This is a genomic window from Deinococcus apachensis DSM 19763, assembly GCF_000381345.1.
GTDB classification, from domain to species: Bacteria; Deinococcota; Deinococci; order Deinococcales; family Deinococcaceae; genus Deinococcus; species Deinococcus apachensis.
In genome coordinates this window covers 435,931-451,944 of sequence record NZ_KB906399.1, presented here as the reverse complement: position 1 = coordinate 451,944, position 16,014 = coordinate 435,931, and the positions used below count along the sequence as shown (strand labels likewise).

17 protein-coding genes are annotated in these 16,014 nt (G+C 67.7%); 8 read left to right on the top strand and 9 right to left on the bottom strand.

Annotated elements, in window-relative coordinates; all coding sequences use genetic code 11:
- The first annotated feature begins 223 nt into the window (after positions 1–223).
- Positions 224–1,561, top strand: coding sequence for a M17 family metallopeptidase (locus F784_RS0106730; protein WP_019585957.1), 1,338 nt, complete (start codon positions 224–226; stop codon positions 1,559–1,561).
- A 68-nt stretch (positions 1,562–1,629) separates the two neighbouring features.
- On the opposite strand, the gene F784_RS0106725 is transcribed toward F784_RS0106730, so the two are convergent.
- Positions 1,630–2,559 carry a DUF4032 domain-containing protein gene (locus F784_RS0106725; protein ID WP_019585956.1) on the bottom strand — a complete coding sequence of 310 codons (930 nt, stop codon included), beginning with the start codon at positions 2,557–2,559 and terminating at the stop codon, positions 1,630–1,632.
- Between the two features lie 230 nt (positions 2,560–2,789).
- On the opposite strand from F784_RS0106725, the gene F784_RS0106720 reads away from it, so the two are divergent.
- Genes F784_RS0106720 through F784_RS0106710 form a run of 3 tightly spaced genes read left to right on the top strand, consistent with a single transcriptional unit; the run spans position 2,790 to position 4,771 of the window.
- Positions 2,790–3,386: a sulfite oxidase-like oxidoreductase gene (locus F784_RS0106720; protein WP_019585955.1), complete on the top strand. Its 597-nt coding sequence runs from the start codon at positions 2,790–2,792 to the stop codon at positions 3,384–3,386.
- Positions 3,379–3,987: a mismatch-specific DNA-glycosylase gene (locus F784_RS0106715; RefSeq protein WP_019585954.1), complete on the top strand. Its 609-nt coding sequence runs from the start codon at positions 3,379–3,381 to the stop codon at positions 3,985–3,987. The genes F784_RS0106720 and F784_RS0106715 overlap by 8 nt, the downstream gene beginning before the upstream one ends.
- A 4-nt stretch (positions 3,988–3,991) precedes the next feature.
- A complete protein-coding gene (locus F784_RS0106710; protein ID WP_019585953.1) occupies positions 3,992–4,771 on the top strand; it encodes a hypothetical protein in 780 nt (259 codons plus the stop codon).
- Positions 4,772–5,255: 484 nt separating this feature from the next.
- Here F784_RS0106710 and F784_RS25165 read toward each other — a convergent pair whose 3' ends face one another.
- The 4 genes from F784_RS25165 to cysS all read right to left on the bottom strand — a co-directional run bounded on the left by F784_RS25165 (position 5,256) and on the right by cysS (position 9,650).
- The gene (locus F784_RS25165) at positions 5,256–5,489 is read right to left on the bottom strand and encodes a DUF1272 domain-containing protein (RefSeq protein ID WP_083939149.1); all 234 of its coding nucleotides are present in this window, start codon (positions 5,487–5,489) and stop codon (positions 5,256–5,258) included.
- Positions 5,490–5,553: 64 nt separating this feature from the next.
- Positions 5,554–7,068: a glycine--tRNA ligase gene (locus F784_RS0106705; protein ID WP_019585952.1), complete on the bottom strand. Its 1,515-nt coding sequence runs from the start codon at positions 7,066–7,068 to the stop codon at positions 5,554–5,556.
- Between the two features lie 316 nt (positions 7,069–7,384).
- Positions 7,385–7,969: a YcjF family protein gene (locus F784_RS0106700; RefSeq protein ID WP_019585951.1), complete on the bottom strand. Its 585-nt coding sequence runs from the start codon at positions 7,967–7,969 to the stop codon at positions 7,385–7,387.
- A 208-nt stretch (positions 7,970–8,177) separates the two neighbouring features.
- Positions 8,178–9,650, bottom strand: coding sequence for a cysteine--tRNA ligase (gene cysS, locus F784_RS0106695; protein ID WP_019585950.1), 1,473 nt, complete (start codon positions 9,648–9,650; stop codon positions 8,178–8,180).
- 194 nt (positions 9,651–9,844) lie between these two features.
- Here cysS and F784_RS0106690 point away from each other — a divergent pair, with 194 nt between their 5' ends.
- On the top strand, positions 9,845–10,960 hold the full coding sequence (locus F784_RS0106690; RefSeq protein ID WP_019585949.1) for an AI-2E family transporter: 1,116 nt from the start codon (positions 9,845–9,847) through the stop codon (positions 10,958–10,960).
- A gap of 4 nt (positions 10,961–10,964) precedes the next feature.
- On the opposite strand, the gene F784_RS22430 is transcribed toward F784_RS0106690, so the two are convergent.
- Positions 10,965–11,558 (bottom strand): class I SAM-dependent methyltransferase, encoded by a 594-nt coding sequence (locus F784_RS22430; RefSeq protein ID WP_019585948.1) that lies wholly within the window; start codon positions 11,556–11,558, stop codon positions 10,965–10,967.
- Between the two features lie 27 nt (positions 11,559–11,585).
- Positions 11,586–11,942 (bottom strand): VOC family protein, encoded by a 357-nt coding sequence (locus F784_RS0106680; protein ID WP_019585947.1) that lies wholly within the window; start codon positions 11,940–11,942, stop codon positions 11,586–11,588.
- 30 nt (positions 11,943–11,972) lie between these two features.
- Between F784_RS0106680 and F784_RS24425 the strand changes: the two genes are divergently transcribed.
- From F784_RS24425 to F784_RS0106665, 3 genes are all read left to right on the top strand, one after another.
- Positions 11,973–12,554, top strand: coding sequence for an acetoacetate decarboxylase family protein (locus F784_RS24425; RefSeq protein WP_051086935.1), 582 nt, complete (start codon positions 11,973–11,975; stop codon positions 12,552–12,554).
- Positions 12,555–12,740: 186 nt separating this feature from the next.
- The gene (locus F784_RS0106670) at positions 12,741–13,769 is read left to right on the top strand and encodes an aldo/keto reductase (RefSeq protein ID WP_019585945.1); all 1,029 of its coding nucleotides are present in this window, start codon (positions 12,741–12,743) and stop codon (positions 13,767–13,769) included.
- A gap of 86 nt (positions 13,770–13,855) precedes the next feature.
- Entirely contained in the window at positions 13,856–14,602 is a 747-nt protein-coding gene (locus F784_RS0106665; RefSeq protein ID WP_019585944.1) for a chlorite dismutase family protein, read from the top strand.
- Positions 14,603–14,689: 87 nt separating this feature from the next.
- On the opposite strand, the gene F784_RS0106660 is transcribed toward F784_RS0106665, so the two are convergent.
- Both F784_RS0106660 and F784_RS0106655 read right to left on the bottom strand, forming a co-directional pair.
- On the bottom strand, positions 14,690–15,181 hold the full coding sequence (locus tag F784_RS0106660) for a cupin domain-containing protein (RefSeq protein WP_019585943.1): 492 nt from the start codon (positions 15,179–15,181) through the stop codon (positions 14,690–14,692).
- A 137-nt stretch (positions 15,182–15,318) separates the two neighbouring features.
- Positions 15,319–16,005, bottom strand: a complete 687-nt coding sequence (locus F784_RS0106655) for a response regulator (protein ID WP_019585942.1) — start codon at positions 16,003–16,005, stop codon at positions 15,319–15,321.
- Positions 16,006–16,014: the final 9 nt, after the last annotated feature.

Below are 16,014 nucleotides of genomic sequence, written 5' to 3'. Positions count from 1 at the left end.
CGAAGGGGGAGGCTCGGCTTGCCATTGTACTTTGAGAGTGCGTTCCCCACGGGTGTGGGGATGAACCGGCTGGCCGAGCAGATTAAGAAAGTGCGCCGGGGCGTTCCCCACGGGTGTGGGGATGAACCGGTACGCCACGGTGCTGCTGCTTACGCCGCGCGTTCCCCACCTCTGTGGGAATGCTTTGACGCCTTGCCCTCCCCCCCGTGCTTTACTGCCTCCCATGCAACTCGTCAACGAGCTGGCGCGGGCGGACCTCACCCTGACGTTTCTCGAGGAGGGACGGGTGGACGTGCCCGAGCGGATCACACGCGACCTGAAGCCGGGCACGGTCCGTCTGCTCACACGGGCTGAAGAGGGGGACGAGGCTGTCGCGCTGCCACCCCCGGACGCGGCCCAGGCCCGCGAGCTTGGCACCGCCCTCGTCAAACTGGCGACCGACCTGGAGGCGCGGACGGTGCGGGTGGGGGAGACGGCCCACGCCGAGGCTCTGGCGCTCGCCGCCCTCACGGCAGGCGCTCAGGATTCCCGTTACCGTTCGGAGGCCAGGCCTGAACCCGGCGAACTGACCGTGGAAGGCCTGTCAGCCGAAAGCCTGGACCGGGTAGAAGCCCTCATGGCGGGCGTCCGCTTTGCCCGCGACCTGGTGAACGCTCCGGCGAACGTCCTCAATCCGGCCATGTTGGCCCGCGAGGCCCGCCGTCTCGACACCCTGGGCGCCGACGTGGACGTGTGGGACGGCACCGAGATCGAGGCGCGGGGCATGGGCCTGCTGACGGCGGTGGCGGCGGGCAGCGCGGGTGGGCCGCGCCTGATCCGTGTGACGCTTCCGGCCCGGGGAGAAGTGCAGCGTGTCATCGCCCTCGTCGGCAAGGGGATCACCTTCGACACGGGCGGCTACTCCATCAAGCCCGCCGCGGGGATGACCACCATGAAGGGCGACATGGGCGGCGCGGCGGCGGTGCTGGGGGCGATGCGCGCATTGAGCGCCCTGCGTGATCGCCTCCCGGAAGGCGTGGAGGTCCGCGCCTACGTCCCCGCCGCCGAGAACATGGTCGGCCCCGATGCCATGCGCCCCGGCGACATCTACCGGGCGGTGAACGGCAAGACCGTCGAAATCGTGAACACCGACGCCGAGGGCCGCCTGATCCTCGCCGATGCCCTGGCTGTCGCCTGCGATGAGGGCGCGACCGAACTCGTGGACGTGGCGACCCTGACGGGGGCGAAGACCGTTGCCCTGGGGAACGACGTTGCGGCCCTCTACAGCACCGATGTGGACCTGACCTCCCGGCTGAAGGCAGGCGCCGAGGCCTTCGGCGAATTCGTCTGGGAGATGCCCCTGCACGCGCCGTACCTGAAGGCTTTCCAGAAGGAGACGCTCGCCGACCTGCGGAATTCCGATATGGTCCCGGCGGGGGGCAGCATCAAGGCGGCCCTTTTCCTGCGCGAGTTCGTCACCCGGCCGTGGGCGCACCTCGACATCGCCGGAAACGCGCTGAAGGACGGCCAGGCGACCGGCTGGGGCGTGGGGACGCTGGTGGGGTACGTGCTGGGGGAGTAGGCCGAACGCAGGTCGCGGCACGTGGGAGAACTTCTCCGCTGCGTGCCGCGCCCCGTTGACCGCCTCCGCTACATCGCGGGTTCCAGCTCCCCCTTGAGCAGCAACTTCATGCGCTGCCCCAACCGCTTGTAGAGGGGCGGGGCGTGGTGGGCGCGGAAGTCGCGGGTGGCCTCCTCGCTGCCGACGTCGTGGCCGTACTTCTGGGTCAGGAAGTAGCGGTGATCCATGATCCAGAGGTACAGGTCGGCCTCGGTGCGGCCCGGGAAGCGGCTCATCACGTCGTGTTTCTCGATGTTCTCGACGACCCGGCTGTACAGGCGGCGGTACCAGCTCTCCACGGCCTCCTCCCAGGTCACGGGCGGCAGCCCCGCGCGCTCGGGCTTGCGGTCGAGGAAGTATTGCCGGGTACGGATGTGTTCCAGCAGGCGGTCGTAGCGGCCCGGCGTGGTGAAGAGAATCTCGCGGTGGCCGGGCACCACCCGGTCGAGGTTCGTCTCCTTGAGGAAGCGCGCGTACTCCCCTTTGATGATCAGGTCGCGCAGCGTGTCGTGTTCGTCGGGCGGGACGGTGACGTTCAGCTCGATCACGTTCGCGTCGATGTAGTGCTGGCCCTGACGGCGGGCGACCGAGACGCGGTGGTTGCCGTCCTTGACGAAATACAGGTCGCCGACCTTGTACACCTGGATGGGCGGCAACTCCTTGCCCTCAAGCTGCGCGGCGCGGACCCCGATCCAGCGTTCGTCGAGGTGCGGTTCCTTGGGCAGGTAGTGGCGGTCGAACTCGCGGTAGCGGTCCACCGACCCGATGATCTGGTCGACGGGGATGGACTGGACGCCCAGCGAGTGCTCGCCCTCCGGGGCGAGGTGCCGGACCCAGTGGAAGGGCAGCAGTTCGTTCGGTTCGCGGCGCAGAATCGCCAGCAGGTCGTACACGTCGCCCAGGAAGCGGGCGCGTTCGACCTCGTGGCGGGCCTGGGTGCGGGTGTTCAGCTCACTCATGCGGGGCTCTCCTTGCGCGCGGGGCGCCTGGGCCGGGCATGCTCGTCCGGGGAAGGCAGGAACACTCCCGGTCTTGGTGTACATCTTACACCAGCCGGTCTTGCGAGAATATAACGGCGCGGCGCCAGGGCAGACAGCTTTCTGAAAACACCTACCGGAATCCTTCACGAACGGGACAAACGTGCCGGTTCCTATACCGCCGCGCTTGCGGTGAGCGGTCAAATAACGTCATGCTCGGCAAATTCTTCAAGAAACCCGCGGACGACCAGGGTGGGCGCATTCCCCCGGGGCAGACGCTTACCACCCGCTTTCCCGTCCTGACCTACGGCCCCTCGCAGCACTACGCGCCGGGGGACGTGACGGTGCGAATCTTCGGCCTGGCAGAGGAGAAGACCTTCACCTGGGCCGACCTCCTCGCCCTGCCGCAGACCACCCTCACCTACGACATCCACTGCGTGACCCACTGGAGCAAGCTCGACACGACCTGGACGGGCGTGCGTGTGGTGGACCTGATGGAACACATTCAGCTCAAGCCCGGTGCCACCCACGTGATGCAGCACTCCGTCGGCGGGTACACGACCAACCTTGAACTCTCGGACTTCACCCGGCCTGAGAACCTGATCGCCCACACCTTCGGCGGCGAACCGCTCGCCCCGGAACATGGCGGGCCGCTGCGCCTCGTCGTGCCGCACCTGTATTTCTGGAAGAGCGCGAAGTGGCTGAACGGCCTGGAGTTCATGGCCGCCGACAAGCCCGGCTTCTGGGAGCGCAACGGGTACCACATGCGCGGCGACCCCTTCAAGGAGGAGCGCTACGACGATGACTGAGGGGGAGCGGCCCGCCCCGGGCGGCCAGTCTCCGGCCGGACAGGGCTACCTCGTCCCCGATGTGCTGCAAGAAGGGCTCACGCTCGTCCTGGTTGGCACCGCGCCCAGCCGCATCAGTGCGCGGGCCAGGGCGTACTACGCCAACCCCGAGAACAAGTTCTGGCGGGTCCTGCACGAGGTGGGCTTGACGCCCCGGCAACTCGCCCCGCGCGAGTACCCGACCCTGCCGCAGTACGGCATCGGCCTGACCGACGTCGCCAAGCGCCATAGCGGGGTGGACGCCGCCCTGCCCGACGAGGCGTGGGCGCCCGACGAACTGCGCGAGAAGATCGGGACGTACCGCCCAAGGATCATCGCCTTCACCAGCAAGCGTGGCGCCTCCGAGACGCTGGGTGTGCCCACCGGCAAGCTGCCCTACGGCCCGCAACTTCTCCCGCTGGAGGGGGCGGAGGTCTGGGTGCTGCCCTCGACGAGTCCGCTGGGGCACAACCACTTCCAGCTCGGGCCGTGGCAGGCGCTGGCCGACCGAGTGCGGGAACTGCGCCCTTCCGTGAACCGTGACGCGCACGGGAACGGGCAGGACGTGCGCCGCGTACCCTGAGGATATGGCTCCACCGGTCACCACCCTCTACACCGCTGCCCGCACCGGCTCGCGTGTGGTGCGGTATCTGATTCAGCCTGCCACACGCCACGCGGGCGTCTCCCGTGACCCCTGGTTGCCGCCGGGCAGGCCGGGTCATCCCGTCCAGCGTGGGGCCAGCCTGCTTCGCCGGGCGCTCGGCCTTCTCGTGCTGATCGTTCTGAGCGTGCTGGGGGCGCTGCTGCTGGTGCCGCTGCTCGCGCTGCTGGGGCTCGGCACGGCCTTTGGCAGCGACGTGGCGGGCTGGATGCTGGGCTTCACGCTGCTGCTCGGCGCCTTTGGGGTGGTCTGGACGGTGCGGCGGGCCTCGTGCCTGATCACGGCGGCGGATGAGCCCGAGCCCATCACGCTTGACGCACCGGGAAGGGCAGGGAGTGATGGGGAAGCCGGTCTGCTCGCCGTGCTGCGTACGGGGGAGCGGGTCCTCCCGGCCACCACGCGCTCCGCCCTGCAAGCCACGGTGATCGCCACCCGCGACGCCCTGCGTGCTACGGCAGATGACGTCTCCCTCAGCCGTGAGGCCTACGATGCGCGGCAGGCCGCCCAGCAGGACCTGCCCGACCTGCTGCGGACCTACCACGCCGCGCCGCGCTCCCCTGAGACTGACCGCCTGTTCCTGGGTCAGCTTGACCTGATCGGGCGCCGAATGCAGGGCATCGTGCAGGAGCGGCGGGGCCAGCACACCCGCACGCTGGAGGCGCAGCGCCGCTACCTGGAGAGCAAGTACGGTGAGAAAGAGGGCTGAGGCAGCTGGCTCCGAAACGTGGCCCGCCCTCCAGCGTGAGTAGGTCGGGCTGCTTGACGCGTTTATTTGGGACTTCGCGGGCTTTACCCCGGTGGGCGGATTGATGGGTTTTCTCGAGAGGGCAGGGCTTCTTGCCCTCATTGGCTCCCACCTCCCCTGCCCTCGGTGAGGGTAGGGGGGAGCTTTCCGCTGCGCTCGGCGAGGGGCTCGCCCGCCGCGCCCGTGACCGCCCTTCTCTACGCGCAATGTTTGATCTTGCTGTGTGCAAAGTCGCTCGCCCACCGTCTCGCTGCGCGAGCAAAGTGTGGTGAAGGCGGTGCGAGAGCGAGCCAATTGCAGGAATAGGCTGTCCACCATAGACGGTTTTGAAAAGCAGGAGCTTCGGCGCTGTTCCTCCTCCCCCCTTGAGGGGGAGGCTGAGAGGGGGAACGCGCATACCCTCCCAGCACACTCAGTCTCGTATGCGACGTGCCCCTGCAGGCCTTCAGGAGACCCGATTGGACCTTACCCGGCGCACCAGGCTACCAGCCGCTGCCGAGGCAGCCGAGCGGGTGCGCCGGGGCCGCTGCACGAGTTCTCCACCGCAGTTGGGACAGGTATGGTGCATCAATTCGGTGCAGGTCGGGCAGAAGGTGCATTCGAAGGAGCAGATGGTGGCCTCGCCGTCGGCCGGGAGGGGCACGCTACAACGCTCGCAGGCGGACTTCATCTTGAGCATGACGCGAGCATATGCAGAAAACCCCCGCGCGGCGCGGGGGCTCTGGGGTCTGGAGACGGGCGACCTATCGCAGCCGCGCCTGAATCCAGTCCGCCAGTTCGCTGATCTTCACCCGTTCCTGGGTGAGGGTGTCGCGGTCGCGGATGGTCACGGTGTCGGTCAGAGCGGGGTCCTCCCCCTTGCCCACAGTGTCGAAGTCCACTGTCACGCAGTAGGGGGTGCCCACCTCGTCGTGGCGGCGGTAGGACTTGCCGATGTTGCCGCTGTCCTCGTACAGCACGCGGCCCAGGCCGAGTTTCTGGAGGTCGGCCTTGATCTGCCGGGCGACGGTGGTGATCTCCTCCCGGTTGCGGGCAAGGGGAATGACGGCCACCTTGATGGGCGCGAGGTGCGGCCTCAACTTCAGCACGATGCGTTCCGAGCCGGTCGAAAGCGTTTCCTTCGTGAACGCCTCGGACAGCACGGCGAGCATCGCGCGGTCCACGCCCGCCGAGGGCTCGATTACGAAGGGCACGACAGGTTTGTTCGTCTCGGGGTGGGGGATGGTCAGCTTGGCGACCGAATCCAGGTTCTCCTCGACCCGCGCCTGGAGACCCAGTTCCCCCTGTGCTTTCGTATGGCTCCCCAGGTCGAAGTCGGTGCGGTTGGCGATGCCCTCGATCTCCTCATAGCCCAACGTGGGGTAGTCGTACATCAGGTCATAGGTGCGCTTGGAGTAGTGGGCGAGGTCTTCTTTCGGCACATCCAGAATCTGAATCTTCCCGCGCGGCACGCCCTGCGCCTCCCACCACGCGAGGCGGGCTTGCAGCCACTTCTCGTGCCAATCCTCGTCGGTGCCGGGGACGCAGAAGAACTCAATCTCCATCTGCTCCAGCTCGCGCACCCGGAAGATGAAGTTGCGCGGCGTGATCTCGTTGCGGAAGGCCTTGCCGATTTGGGCGATGCCAAAGGGCAGGCGGCGGCTGGTTGAGTCCACCACGTTCTTGAAGTTGGTGAAGATGCCCTGCGCCGTCTCGGGCCGCAGGTAGCCGTAGCTGTCCTCATCCGCGACCGGGCCGATGGTCGTGCGGAACATCATGTTAAAGGGCTTGGGGTCGGTCCAGTCGCCCACCTCGCCGGAAAAGGGGTCTCGCACACCCGCCGCAATCAGGGCCTCGGACGCCTTCGCTGGGTTCGCCACGAGGGCCGCCACGACCGCCGGGAAGTTATCGGCGCTCTCGCCCATGCCCTCCGCCACCTTAGAAATGACGTCCGGCTTCTGATCCTTCACCAGATGGTCGAGGCGATACCGCTTCTTCGTCTTGCGGTTGTCCACCATCGGGTCGCTGAAGGTCGCCTCGTGGCCGGAGTGACGCAGCACCAGGCGGTGCATGATGATGCTCGCGTCCAGGCCCTCCATGTCGTCGCGCTCGTAGACGTTCGTGCGCCACCACGCGGCCTTGAGGTTGTTCTTCAGCTCGACACCCAGGGGGCCGTAGTCGTAGAACCCCTGCAGGCCGCCGTAAATCTCGGAGCCCTGGAAAATGAACCCCCGGCGCTTGCAGAGGCTGACGAGTTCTTCCATCGACTGTGCGGGCATAACCTCTCCTTTCCCGCATCCGCCAGGTGCAAAAGAAAACGGCCCCGGCGAATGCTCGCCTGGGGACGCAGAGTTCGATTCTACGCGGTTCCACCCCAGTTCCAGCCCGGCGGTCTGCCGAAAGACTGGCACTTTTGTGTCTTTGAATCGGCTCCCCGCCGCCCTTCCCGCGCTGCTGGCCCCGCCTGACTCTCACCGTCTCAGGCTCGCTCATGGGTGCGTGGCGCGGTACTCCTGCGGATCAACGCCTGGGGGGAGTCTGCCGCAGAAAAGGGGGAGGGGTCAAGCGGAGCGCACAGCTCCCCTCCACTGCCCCTCAATTCAGGTCGCGTGGTCCCCCGCCCTGGTTCCGGCTTTTCTCGTCGGCGCGGCGGCGCAGCTCAGCGGCGAGGTCGCTGAAGTCCTGGGCGCTGGGCAGCACTCGCCGGGCCTGCCCCTTGGCCTCCTGAATAACCTTGACCTGCTCCTGCTTGGCGACCGGGAGGCCCTGACGCTTGCGCTCGAAGTAGTTCTGCGCCACCCGTCCCAGCGCGAAAGTCCAGCCGTACACGGCCGGTGCGGTGATCAGGCCGCCAATCACGGGCAGGGCGAGCTTGGCAACGCCGCGCATGACCTGCCGGGCGACGAGACCATAGGCGACCGTGGCGCCGAGCTCCTGCACAATCTCCCTCGCCCGGTCGGGCGTGATGTCGAAGCCATAGATCTTGCCGATGTGCAGCACCATCTTGGCCTGCACTGGGGTGATCAGCAGGATGTCGGCGAAGGGCACCGGCTCCACCGCAATCGCGCCGGAGAGCAGCGCCGCGCTCCGAATGACCTCCTCCGCATTCTCCTCGGGGCTGAGGTCGGGGTCCACGTCGAAGTTGAAGTTGTCCAGCACCTGCTTCACAAGCGGCAGCATGGGGCGAGTGTACCGCCCCCCCCCTGCGGCGGGTGAGGGTCGGCTCACCCCGCATTGATCTGCCCAGTTGCCCCAGAGACCAAAGAAAATTGGGCGCGCCCGGAGGGGGGGTGGCGCGCCCTTTGGAGGGAAGGATGAGGGGTGACTACGCACCTCTCGAACCCCATGCTAGGAAGCGGGCATCACAATTTTCTGACAGGGAGGCCCCTCAGCGCCGCCAGCGCGGCCCCTCCTTGGTATCCTCGACGGTCACGCCCACGGCGGCGAGGGTGTCGCGCAGCTCGTCGGCCTGCGCGTACTGCTTGTTCAGGCGGTAGTGCTGCCGCGCCCGCAACACGAGGTCCATCAGGGCACTCACGACCTCGGTGTCGTCCTCGCGCTCGGCCGCGCCTTCTGCGAAGAGGCCCAGGACTTCCCCGCCCAGGGTGCGGTAGGCAGTCCGGGCCGCCTCCAGCGCCTCCCGCCCCACCTCCCCGGCGTTGAGGGCCGCGTTCACGTCGGTGGTCAGGCCGAAGAGCGCCGCGATGGCTTTGGGCGTGTTGAAGTCGTCGCGCATGGCGGCCTCGAAGGCCTGGACGTGTCCCGCGATCTTCTGACGCAGCGCGGGGTCGTCGCGCCCGGGAGCCGTGGGCAGACGGCGCTCGACCTCGTGCAGCGCCTCGGTCAGGCGGCGGTACCCGCTGCGGGCGCTCTCGAAGGCGGCCTCGGAGAACTCGGTCACCGAGCGGTAGTGACTGCTGACCAGCAGGAAGCGGATCACCATGGGGTCGTGGACGGCGAGCAGGTCCTTGAGCGTGGTGAAGTTGCCCTTGCTCTTGCTCATCTTCTCGCCGCCGACCGTGACCATGTTGTTGTGCATCCAGTAGCGGGCGAAGGGGTGCCCCGCCGCCTCCGCCTGCGCGATCTCGGCCTCGTGGTGGGGAAACTGGAGGTCCAGGCCGCCGCCGTGGATGTCGAAGCCCTCGCCCAGGTACTTCAGGCTCATCGCGCTGCACTCGATGTGCCACCCCGGGAAACCCACCCCCCATGGCGACTCCCAGCGCATCAGGTGCCCCGGCTCGGCCCGCTTCCACAGGGCGAAGTCGCGCGGGTCGCGTTTCTCCTCGCGCACGGCCTCGCGGGTGCCCTCCTCCTGGTCGTCCAGCCTGCGCCCCGAAAGCTTGCCGTACTCGGGCCAGCTCCGCACGTCGAAATACACGCTGCCGTTCGACTCGTAAGCGTGGCCCCGCCGGATCAGCTCCTCGATCAGCTCGATCTGCTCGGGGATATGGCCGGTCGCCCGCGGGTTGATGGACGGCTTGAGAACGTTCAGCGCGTCCATGTCGCGGGCGATGGACCAGAAATACTTGTCGGCGACCTCCATCGGCTCAAGCTGTTCCAGCCGGGCGCGGGCTTGCAGCTTGTCCTCGCCCTCGTCGGCGTCGTTCTGGAGGTGGCCCACGTCGGTCACATTCGTCACGTAGCGCACCGTGTAGCCGAAGTGCAGCAGCGCCCGGCGGATCACGTCGAAGGCGACCTCCTTCTTCGCGTGCCCGAGGTGCGCGTCGGAGTAGACAGTCGGGCCGCACAGGTACATGCCCACTCGACCCGGCACACTGGGGACGAAGGGCACCTTCTGGCGCTGCATGGTGTCATACAGGACGATCTGTGAATCCGGCTGGGGTGTCTCGCTTGGGGTCATGGAAAAACTCCTGTGGAGGAAGACAAAACAAGGCCGCCGCGCCACAGATGGAGGGCGCGGCGGCAGGCGGAGTGCGCTGCTTACCGCGGGGGGAGGCAACACAGGGACGACATGCGCCCACTGTAGCAAAGCCCGGCGGACCGGTTCGGTCGTGTCCGCCGACGGGCAGCCCTCCGGCTCCGTATGATGCACGGGTGATCTCGCCCCCGAAAGCCCTCAATGCCTTCCAGTATGTGTGGCGCAGCCCCTGGGTCCGGGCGGCCGTGTTCCTGCTGGCCTTTTACGCCGCCTACCGCCTGCTGGGCCAGGTCATGACGGTGGTCGTGGATTTCGCCGTGGCGTTCCTGATCGCGTACCTCGCCAACCCGCTACTCAACTGGCTGGAGCGCGGTCGGGTCAAGCGGGGCCTGGGCGTCTTTTTCGTGCTGCTGATCTTCGTCGGGGTTTTCGCGCTGGCGGGGGCACTGCTCGTGACCGTCGCGGGCCAGCTCATCACCCTGCTCCAGAGCTTGCCCGATCAGGTCGGTCGTCTGGGAGACCTGCTCGACCGGATGGGGGGCTGGCTTCAGGACCGCGGCATCCCGGGGCTCGACAACGCCCGCGAGCGGCTGACGACCGCTGCCGAGGCCTATGTCCGCAACCTGGGCACGAACATCATCCCCATCCTGCAAAACGCCCTGAGTTCCACGGGGACGCTGTTCAGCCGCCTGGTCTCCATCGGCGGCATCCTGGGTCAGGTGCTGCTGATCCTGCTGCTCAGCGTGTACCTGATGCTGGACTACAGCCGGGTGAACACGGCGCTGCTGCGCGCCTTTCCCCGGCCCTGGCAGCCGAAGGTGCTGGAATTCACCACCCTGGTCGGCACGGCGGTCGGCGGGTATGTGCGCGGGCAGCTCGTGATCGCCACCTTCATCGGCGTGTTCGTGTGGCTGGGCCTCAGCCTGATCGGCATTCCCAGCGCCGCCGCCATCGGCTTTCTCGCCGGGGCCTTCAACATCGTGCCGTACCTGGGTCCGATCATCGGCGCCACGCCCGCGCTGCTGCTGGCCCTGCCCTTCGGCTGGGTCAAGATGCTCCTCGTCGTCGTGATCTTCGTCGCCGCCAACCAGATCGAGGGGAACTTCCTGAGCCCCTACATCCTCAGCCGCACAACCGACTTGCACCCCGTCACGGTGCTCGTCGCCATCCTGGTCGGGGCGTCGCTGCTGGGCTTCGCCGGGGCGCTCCTGGCCGTGCCTGCCGTGGCGCTGGGCAAGCTGCTGCTGGACAAGTATTACTTCCCCAGCCGGGTCTATACAGAAGGACCCTAGCCGTTCAGGCGGGCCGCCGCGCGATCACGGTCAGGAGGTGGCCGTGGTGTTCGCCGCCCAGGGCCAGCCGCCTGGGACCCTCCTCCTCGCGCAGCACCTGAACGTCCAGGCCCTCCAGCAACGTGCCCAAGTGGTCCAGCGTCACGAAACTCATCCCGGGCTCGCCCGCGAAGCCGTCCCGCTCACCGAACAGCGTGGCGGCGAGCCAGCCGCCTACACCGACCCGCGCCAGAACGCCCCGGAAGGTCCGGTCAAAGCGTCCCGGCGGGCAGAAGGGGAGGCTCAGGCTGGCATAGACCAGCCGGTAGCGCCGCCGGGGGGCCGCCTGGAAGGAGCCGTGGACGGTCGTGAGGTACCCCGCCAGGTCACCCGCCTGCGCCCGCAGAACGTCCAGCGCCTCCGCGTTCCGGTCGAGCGCCGTCACCGACCAGCCCCGCCGCAGCAACTCCAGCGTGTCGTTCCCGGCGCCGCTGCCCAGGTCCAGTGCCCGCCCGGGCGACGGGTCCGCGTCCAGATGGGCCAGCACCTCCAGCAGCAGGGGCCGGGGAGGACCGCTCCGGGTGGCCCGCGCGTACTCGCCCCAGTGGTCGTCACTCACGCCGTCATGGTGGCACGACTGAGCTGGCTACGCCTCCAGCAATTCCACCTGCCGCCCGTCCGGGTCGAGGACAAAGGCCATGGTGCGTCCCCTCGGGCTGAGCTGGAGGTCCCGCGTGACGGTGACGCCTGCCGCCCGTAACCCGGGAAGGAGGTCGCGCAAGCCCACGACATGCAGCGCAAGGTGTTCCGCCCAGTGCCCGTGCGGAGCGGGCGCCGCGCCGGGAACCTCGAAGAATTGCAGCCGTCCCTCGCCCAGCCGGATCACGCCCCGGCGGTAGCCCTCGGCGGTGGTCAGGTCCTTTTCCACCACGCCGCCCAGCCGGGTGTAGAAGGCGAGGACGGCTGCCAGATCGCGGGTCAGGAATGAGACGTGTTTGAGCATGGGGGCGAGGGTAGCGCGTAGCCTGGACCCATGTCCCCGCCCCCCTGGACGCTGAGCGGCAGCGGTCTGCTCGCCATGTATGCCCCTGCACCCGGCAGACCCGTGGGTGCATTGATGCTGGTGCGCTACGCGACCTCGCCGGTCGGCCCCTACGACGAGTTGCTGTGGGTGGCGCTGACCCGAACGCTCTTTGGTTGGCGCCCGCAGGTGGCTCACATCTGGGTCAGCACGGCGGAAAGCGCGGTGTGGGGGCGGCACAACTGGGGGCTGCCCAAACGCCTCGCGCACTTCGCGTGGGAGCAGGGCCAGGTGCGCGTGACCGGGGAGGACGGCCGGGAGGTCGCCCACCTCGCCTTCCGCATGGGTGGCCCGCGTCTGCCCGTCACCTCCGCCCTGATCCCGGCCCCGCTGCGAACCCTCGCCCAGCCGAACCTGGAGGGGGGAGAGGGGTGGCTGCTGACGCCGGTAGGGGCGGCTGGCCACGTGACGCCCGCCCGCCTCACCGTCCTGCAGGCCGACGGACTGCGCCCACCTCTGCGCCAGATTCGCCCCCGCCTGACCTTGGGTGTGCCGGACTTCCGGCTGGTGTTTCCCGTCCCCCGGCAGGCATAAAAAAAGCCGCCTTCCTGGGCGGTGATGGAAAGAAGATAGCGTGGGATGCAGGGAAAGTCAAATTATGCAGGCGAGAACTCAGGCGGGCGTCTAGGCAGCCCCTCCCCCGGGCGAACCCTCTTTCCCCGTGCCTGACCGCTCGTTCGGGGTGCATTGTCCCCCGGGGGCAGTGGAATAGTACGCCTCATGGAATACCGGAAGTTGCTCGGCACGGACCTGACCCTGAGCGCGGTGGGGTTCGGCGTGTGGACGGTCGGCACGACGTGGTGGGGCGTGAAGGACGAGGAGATGGCCGTGCGGCTGCTGCGCCGGGCCTTCGACCTCGGCATCACCTTTTTCGACAACGCGGACACCTACGCCTCGGGCCGCGCGGAGGAGATTCAGCGCCGCGCACTGGGCGATGTGCGCGGCCAGATCGTGATCGGCTCGAAGTTCGGCTACGACATCTACACCCACCCCGAGCGCCCCGGCCAGCAGGAGCGCCCGCACGACTGGACGCCCGAATATCTCCGCAAGGCGCTGGAAGGCTCGCTGAGGCGGCTGGGCACCGACTACATCGACTACTACCAGCTTCACAACTGCCGGGTGGACGCTATTCAGAAGGATGACCTCTGGGCCGAGCTGGAAACGCTCAAGGGAGAGGGCCTGATCCGCGCCTACGGCACTGCCCTGGGACCGGCACTGAACGAGCGGCAGATCGAGGAGGGCACCCTGAGCATCCGGCTGCGTCACGCCCCCACCCAGATCATCTACAACCTGCTGGAGCAGGTCCTCGGCGAGCGGATTCTCCCCGTCGCCGAGCAGGAGGGGGTGGGCGTGATGGCCCGCGTGCCCCATGCCTCCGGGCTCTTGGAGGGGTACATGACCCTCGACACCCAGTTCGAGCCGGGCGACCACCGCAACTGGCGCCTGACCACCAACGCCCGCCGCAAGGCCTGGATGGAGGACGGCCTGAAGAAGGTCGAGCAACTGAACGCGGAGTTTGTGGAGGGCCGGGGCCGTACCATCGGCCAGCTCGCCCTCCAGTTCGCGCTGCGCTCCCCCGCGATGGCAGGCGTCCTCCCCAACATCTACGACGAGAAGGGGCTTACGGAATACGCCGCAACCTTCCAGGCGGCACCCCTGAGCGATGCCGAGTACGACGCGATTCAGGCGCTGTACCGGACGAACTTCGGCCTGGAGACGGACCTGCGCGGCCAGGCGGTGGCGCAGTGACGGACGGGCAGAAGCCGACGCAGACGGAGAACACTCCGCCCACCACCGGAGGTCGTCCCGCTGGCGCCCCCGGTGGCCGACCCAAGATGATGGTGGACCTCGACCCCAGCGGGCAGGTCACGCAGCGTGAGCCCGACCGCGCCCAGCGCCAGTTCCTGAATTACGCCTTCTACAAGCTCGACCCCGCCTTCCGCCGCCTGCCCCAGACCGAGCGCGAGGAGTTGAAGGCTGAGTTCCTGGCCGCCGCTCAGGGCTGGGTGGATGAGGCGCCCGCCGAGAAGGGCATCATCCAGCGCGCCTACAGTCTGGTCGGGGTGCGCGGTGACGTGGACTTCATGCTGTGGCGGATCGCCTTTGATGTCCGCGAGTTTCAGGACGCGCAGGCCCGGCTCAATCGCACCCGGCTGATGGGCTACCTCACGCAGCCCTTCAACTTCGTCTCGATGCAGAAGCGCAGTCAGTACGTCAACCGCATTGAGGGCAGCGGGCACGGCCTGGAAATCCTGCCGGGACAGGGCAAGTACCTGTTCATCTACCCCTTCATCAAGACCCGCCCCTGGTACGACCTGACGCCGCACTCGCGTCAGGGCATGATGGACGAGCACATCTACGCCTCCGGCCCCTTCAAGGGTGTGCGGATTAACACCTCGTACTCCTACGGCATTGACGACCAGGAGTTCGTGGTCAGTTTCGACTCCGACTACCCGCAGGAGTTTGTGGACCTCGTTCACCGGCTGCGCTACACCGAGGCAAGCATGTACACGCTGCGCGACACGCCGATGTTCACTTGTGTGAAGAAGGAACTGGCGGACGCAATGGGGGACTTGGGGTAGGTCGTGGAGACGCGGGAGGCGGGCGAACTGGGAAGGGCGTCCGCCTGCTCTCCTGGGATTTGTGACGGCACTCGGGCAGGGCGTTGGTCAGGTGCCTTCCGGCCACTCCGCGAATTCGTAGCCGTACCGCGTGGTGAAAGCCTGCAACTGTTCCAGCACGTCGGGGGCCTCCACCCTCGCCTGCAAGGGATGACGGCCCTCAGCGGCCTCAATGAAGAACCTGTCCATTCCCCCCGGCGAGAAGATGAGCAACACACGCGTCGGCTGGGCGCCGGGGTTCGACGGCTGATGCACCACGCCCCTCGGAATCACCACGAACGAACCTGCGGGTGCCTGGAGGGTCTGCTCGCCTACCCGCACGGTCAGTTCGCCCTCCAGCACGTAAAACGTTTCCTGGTGGTAGCGGTGTAGGTGCGGCCGGGGTCCCGGTGAGCCTGCCGGAAGCACGTTCTCGTGGACGGAGTAGGCGCCCGCCGTCATGGCGTCGCGCAGCTTCAGCGTCATGTACCCGCCGATAGGATTGAGCAGGGCGTGGCCGTCGTCCGGGGCGATCAGGGGGCTTCGGTCTGCGGTTGGCATGAGTCCGCTCCTTGTTCGGCAGCCTGCCTGTCACCACGAACGCCATATCCGCCAACCCTTCCGGCGCGGTGTCAGGTGGCGCGACCGAAACACGGTCATCATGCCACCTGACACGGGCCAGGAGTTCTCTCTGAACTTTACCCGCTTCCCTCCTCCAGACTCGCCAGCCCGTGTCGTAGCGCGTAGAGTGCCGCCTGCGTTCGGCTCTCCAGCCCCAGTTTGCTCAGCAGGCGGCTGACGTGCGTCTTCACCGTCGCCTCGGTCACGCCCTGGTCGGCGGCGATGTCACGGTTCGAGTACCCCCGCGCGATGAGTTGCAGCACGATCACCTCCTTGGGCGTCAGCGTCTCGCGCATCTCGGGGGTGCGGAAGTCGCGCACCAGGCGGCGGGCGGCTTCCGGGTGCAGGCGCACTTCGCCCCGGGCGGCGGCGTGGATCGCGTCGGCCAGCGTGTCCGAGGAGGCGTCCTTGAGCATGTAGCCCATCGCCCCGGCGTCGATGGCGCCGTTGACCTTGTGTTCCTCCAGGGTGCTCGTCAGGGCGATCACCTCGATATCGGGATGCTGGCGGCGCAGCAGCCGGGTGGCCTGGATGCCGTCCATCACGGGCATCATCAGGTCCATCACGACCACGTCGGGGTTCAGGCGGTCGGTTTCGGCCAGGGCCTCCTCGCCGTTGGCGGCCTCGCCGACGACCTCGATCTGCGGGTCCAGGCCCAGGAAAAGGCGCAGGCCCTGGCGCACGACGGCGTGGTCGTCCACCAGCAGCACGCGCACGGGGGGGGAGGACGGGAGGGCCATATCGGTCGGGGCGGGGTTGGTCATGGTCGGGGG

Coding starts and splice junctions, on each gene's coding strand:
- F784_RS0106730 (WP_019585957.1), top strand. CDS start 224: ATGCAACTCGTCAACGAGCTGGCGCGGGCGGACCTCACCCTGACGTTT.
- F784_RS0106725 (WP_019585956.1), bottom strand. CDS start 2,559: ATGAGTGAGCTGAACACCCGCACCCAGGCCCGCCACGAGGTCGAACGC.
- F784_RS0106720 (WP_019585955.1), top strand. CDS start 2,790: ATGCTCGGCAAATTCTTCAAGAAACCCGCGGACGACCAGGGTGGGCGC.
- F784_RS0106715 (WP_019585954.1), top strand. CDS start 3,379: ATGACTGAGGGGGAGCGGCCCGCCCCGGGCGGCCAGTCTCCGGCCGGA.
- F784_RS0106710 (WP_019585953.1), top strand. CDS start 3,992: ATGGCTCCACCGGTCACCACCCTCTACACCGCTGCCCGCACCGGCTCG.
- F784_RS25165 (WP_083939149.1), bottom strand. CDS start 5,489: ATGCTCAAGATGAAGTCCGCCTGCGAGCGTTGTAGCGTGCCCCTCCCG.
- F784_RS0106705 (WP_019585952.1), bottom strand. CDS start 7,068: ATGCCCGCACAGTCGATGGAAGAACTCGTCAGCCTCTGCAAGCGCCGG.
- F784_RS0106700 (WP_019585951.1), bottom strand. CDS start 7,969: ATGCTGCCGCTTGTGAAGCAGGTGCTGGACAACTTCAACTTCGACGTG.
- cysS (WP_019585950.1), bottom strand. CDS start 9,650: ATGACCCCAAGCGAGACACCCCAGCCGGATTCACAGATCGTCCTGTAT.
- F784_RS0106680 (WP_019585947.1), bottom strand. CDS start 11,942: ATGCTCAAACACGTCTCATTCCTGACCCGCGATCTGGCAGCCGTCCTC.
- F784_RS24425 (WP_051086935.1), top strand. CDS start 11,973: ATGTCCCCGCCCCCCTGGACGCTGAGCGGCAGCGGTCTGCTCGCCATG.
- F784_RS0106670 (WP_019585945.1), top strand. CDS start 12,741: ATGGAATACCGGAAGTTGCTCGGCACGGACCTGACCCTGAGCGCGGTG.
- F784_RS0106665 (WP_019585944.1), top strand. CDS start 13,856: ATGATGGTGGACCTCGACCCCAGCGGGCAGGTCACGCAGCGTGAGCCC.
- F784_RS0106660 (WP_019585943.1), bottom strand. CDS start 15,181: ATGCCAACCGCAGACCGAAGCCCCCTGATCGCCCCGGACGACGGCCAC.
- F784_RS0106655 (WP_019585942.1), bottom strand. CDS start 16,005: ATGACCAACCCCGCCCCGACCGATATGGCCCTCCCGTCCTCCCCCCCC.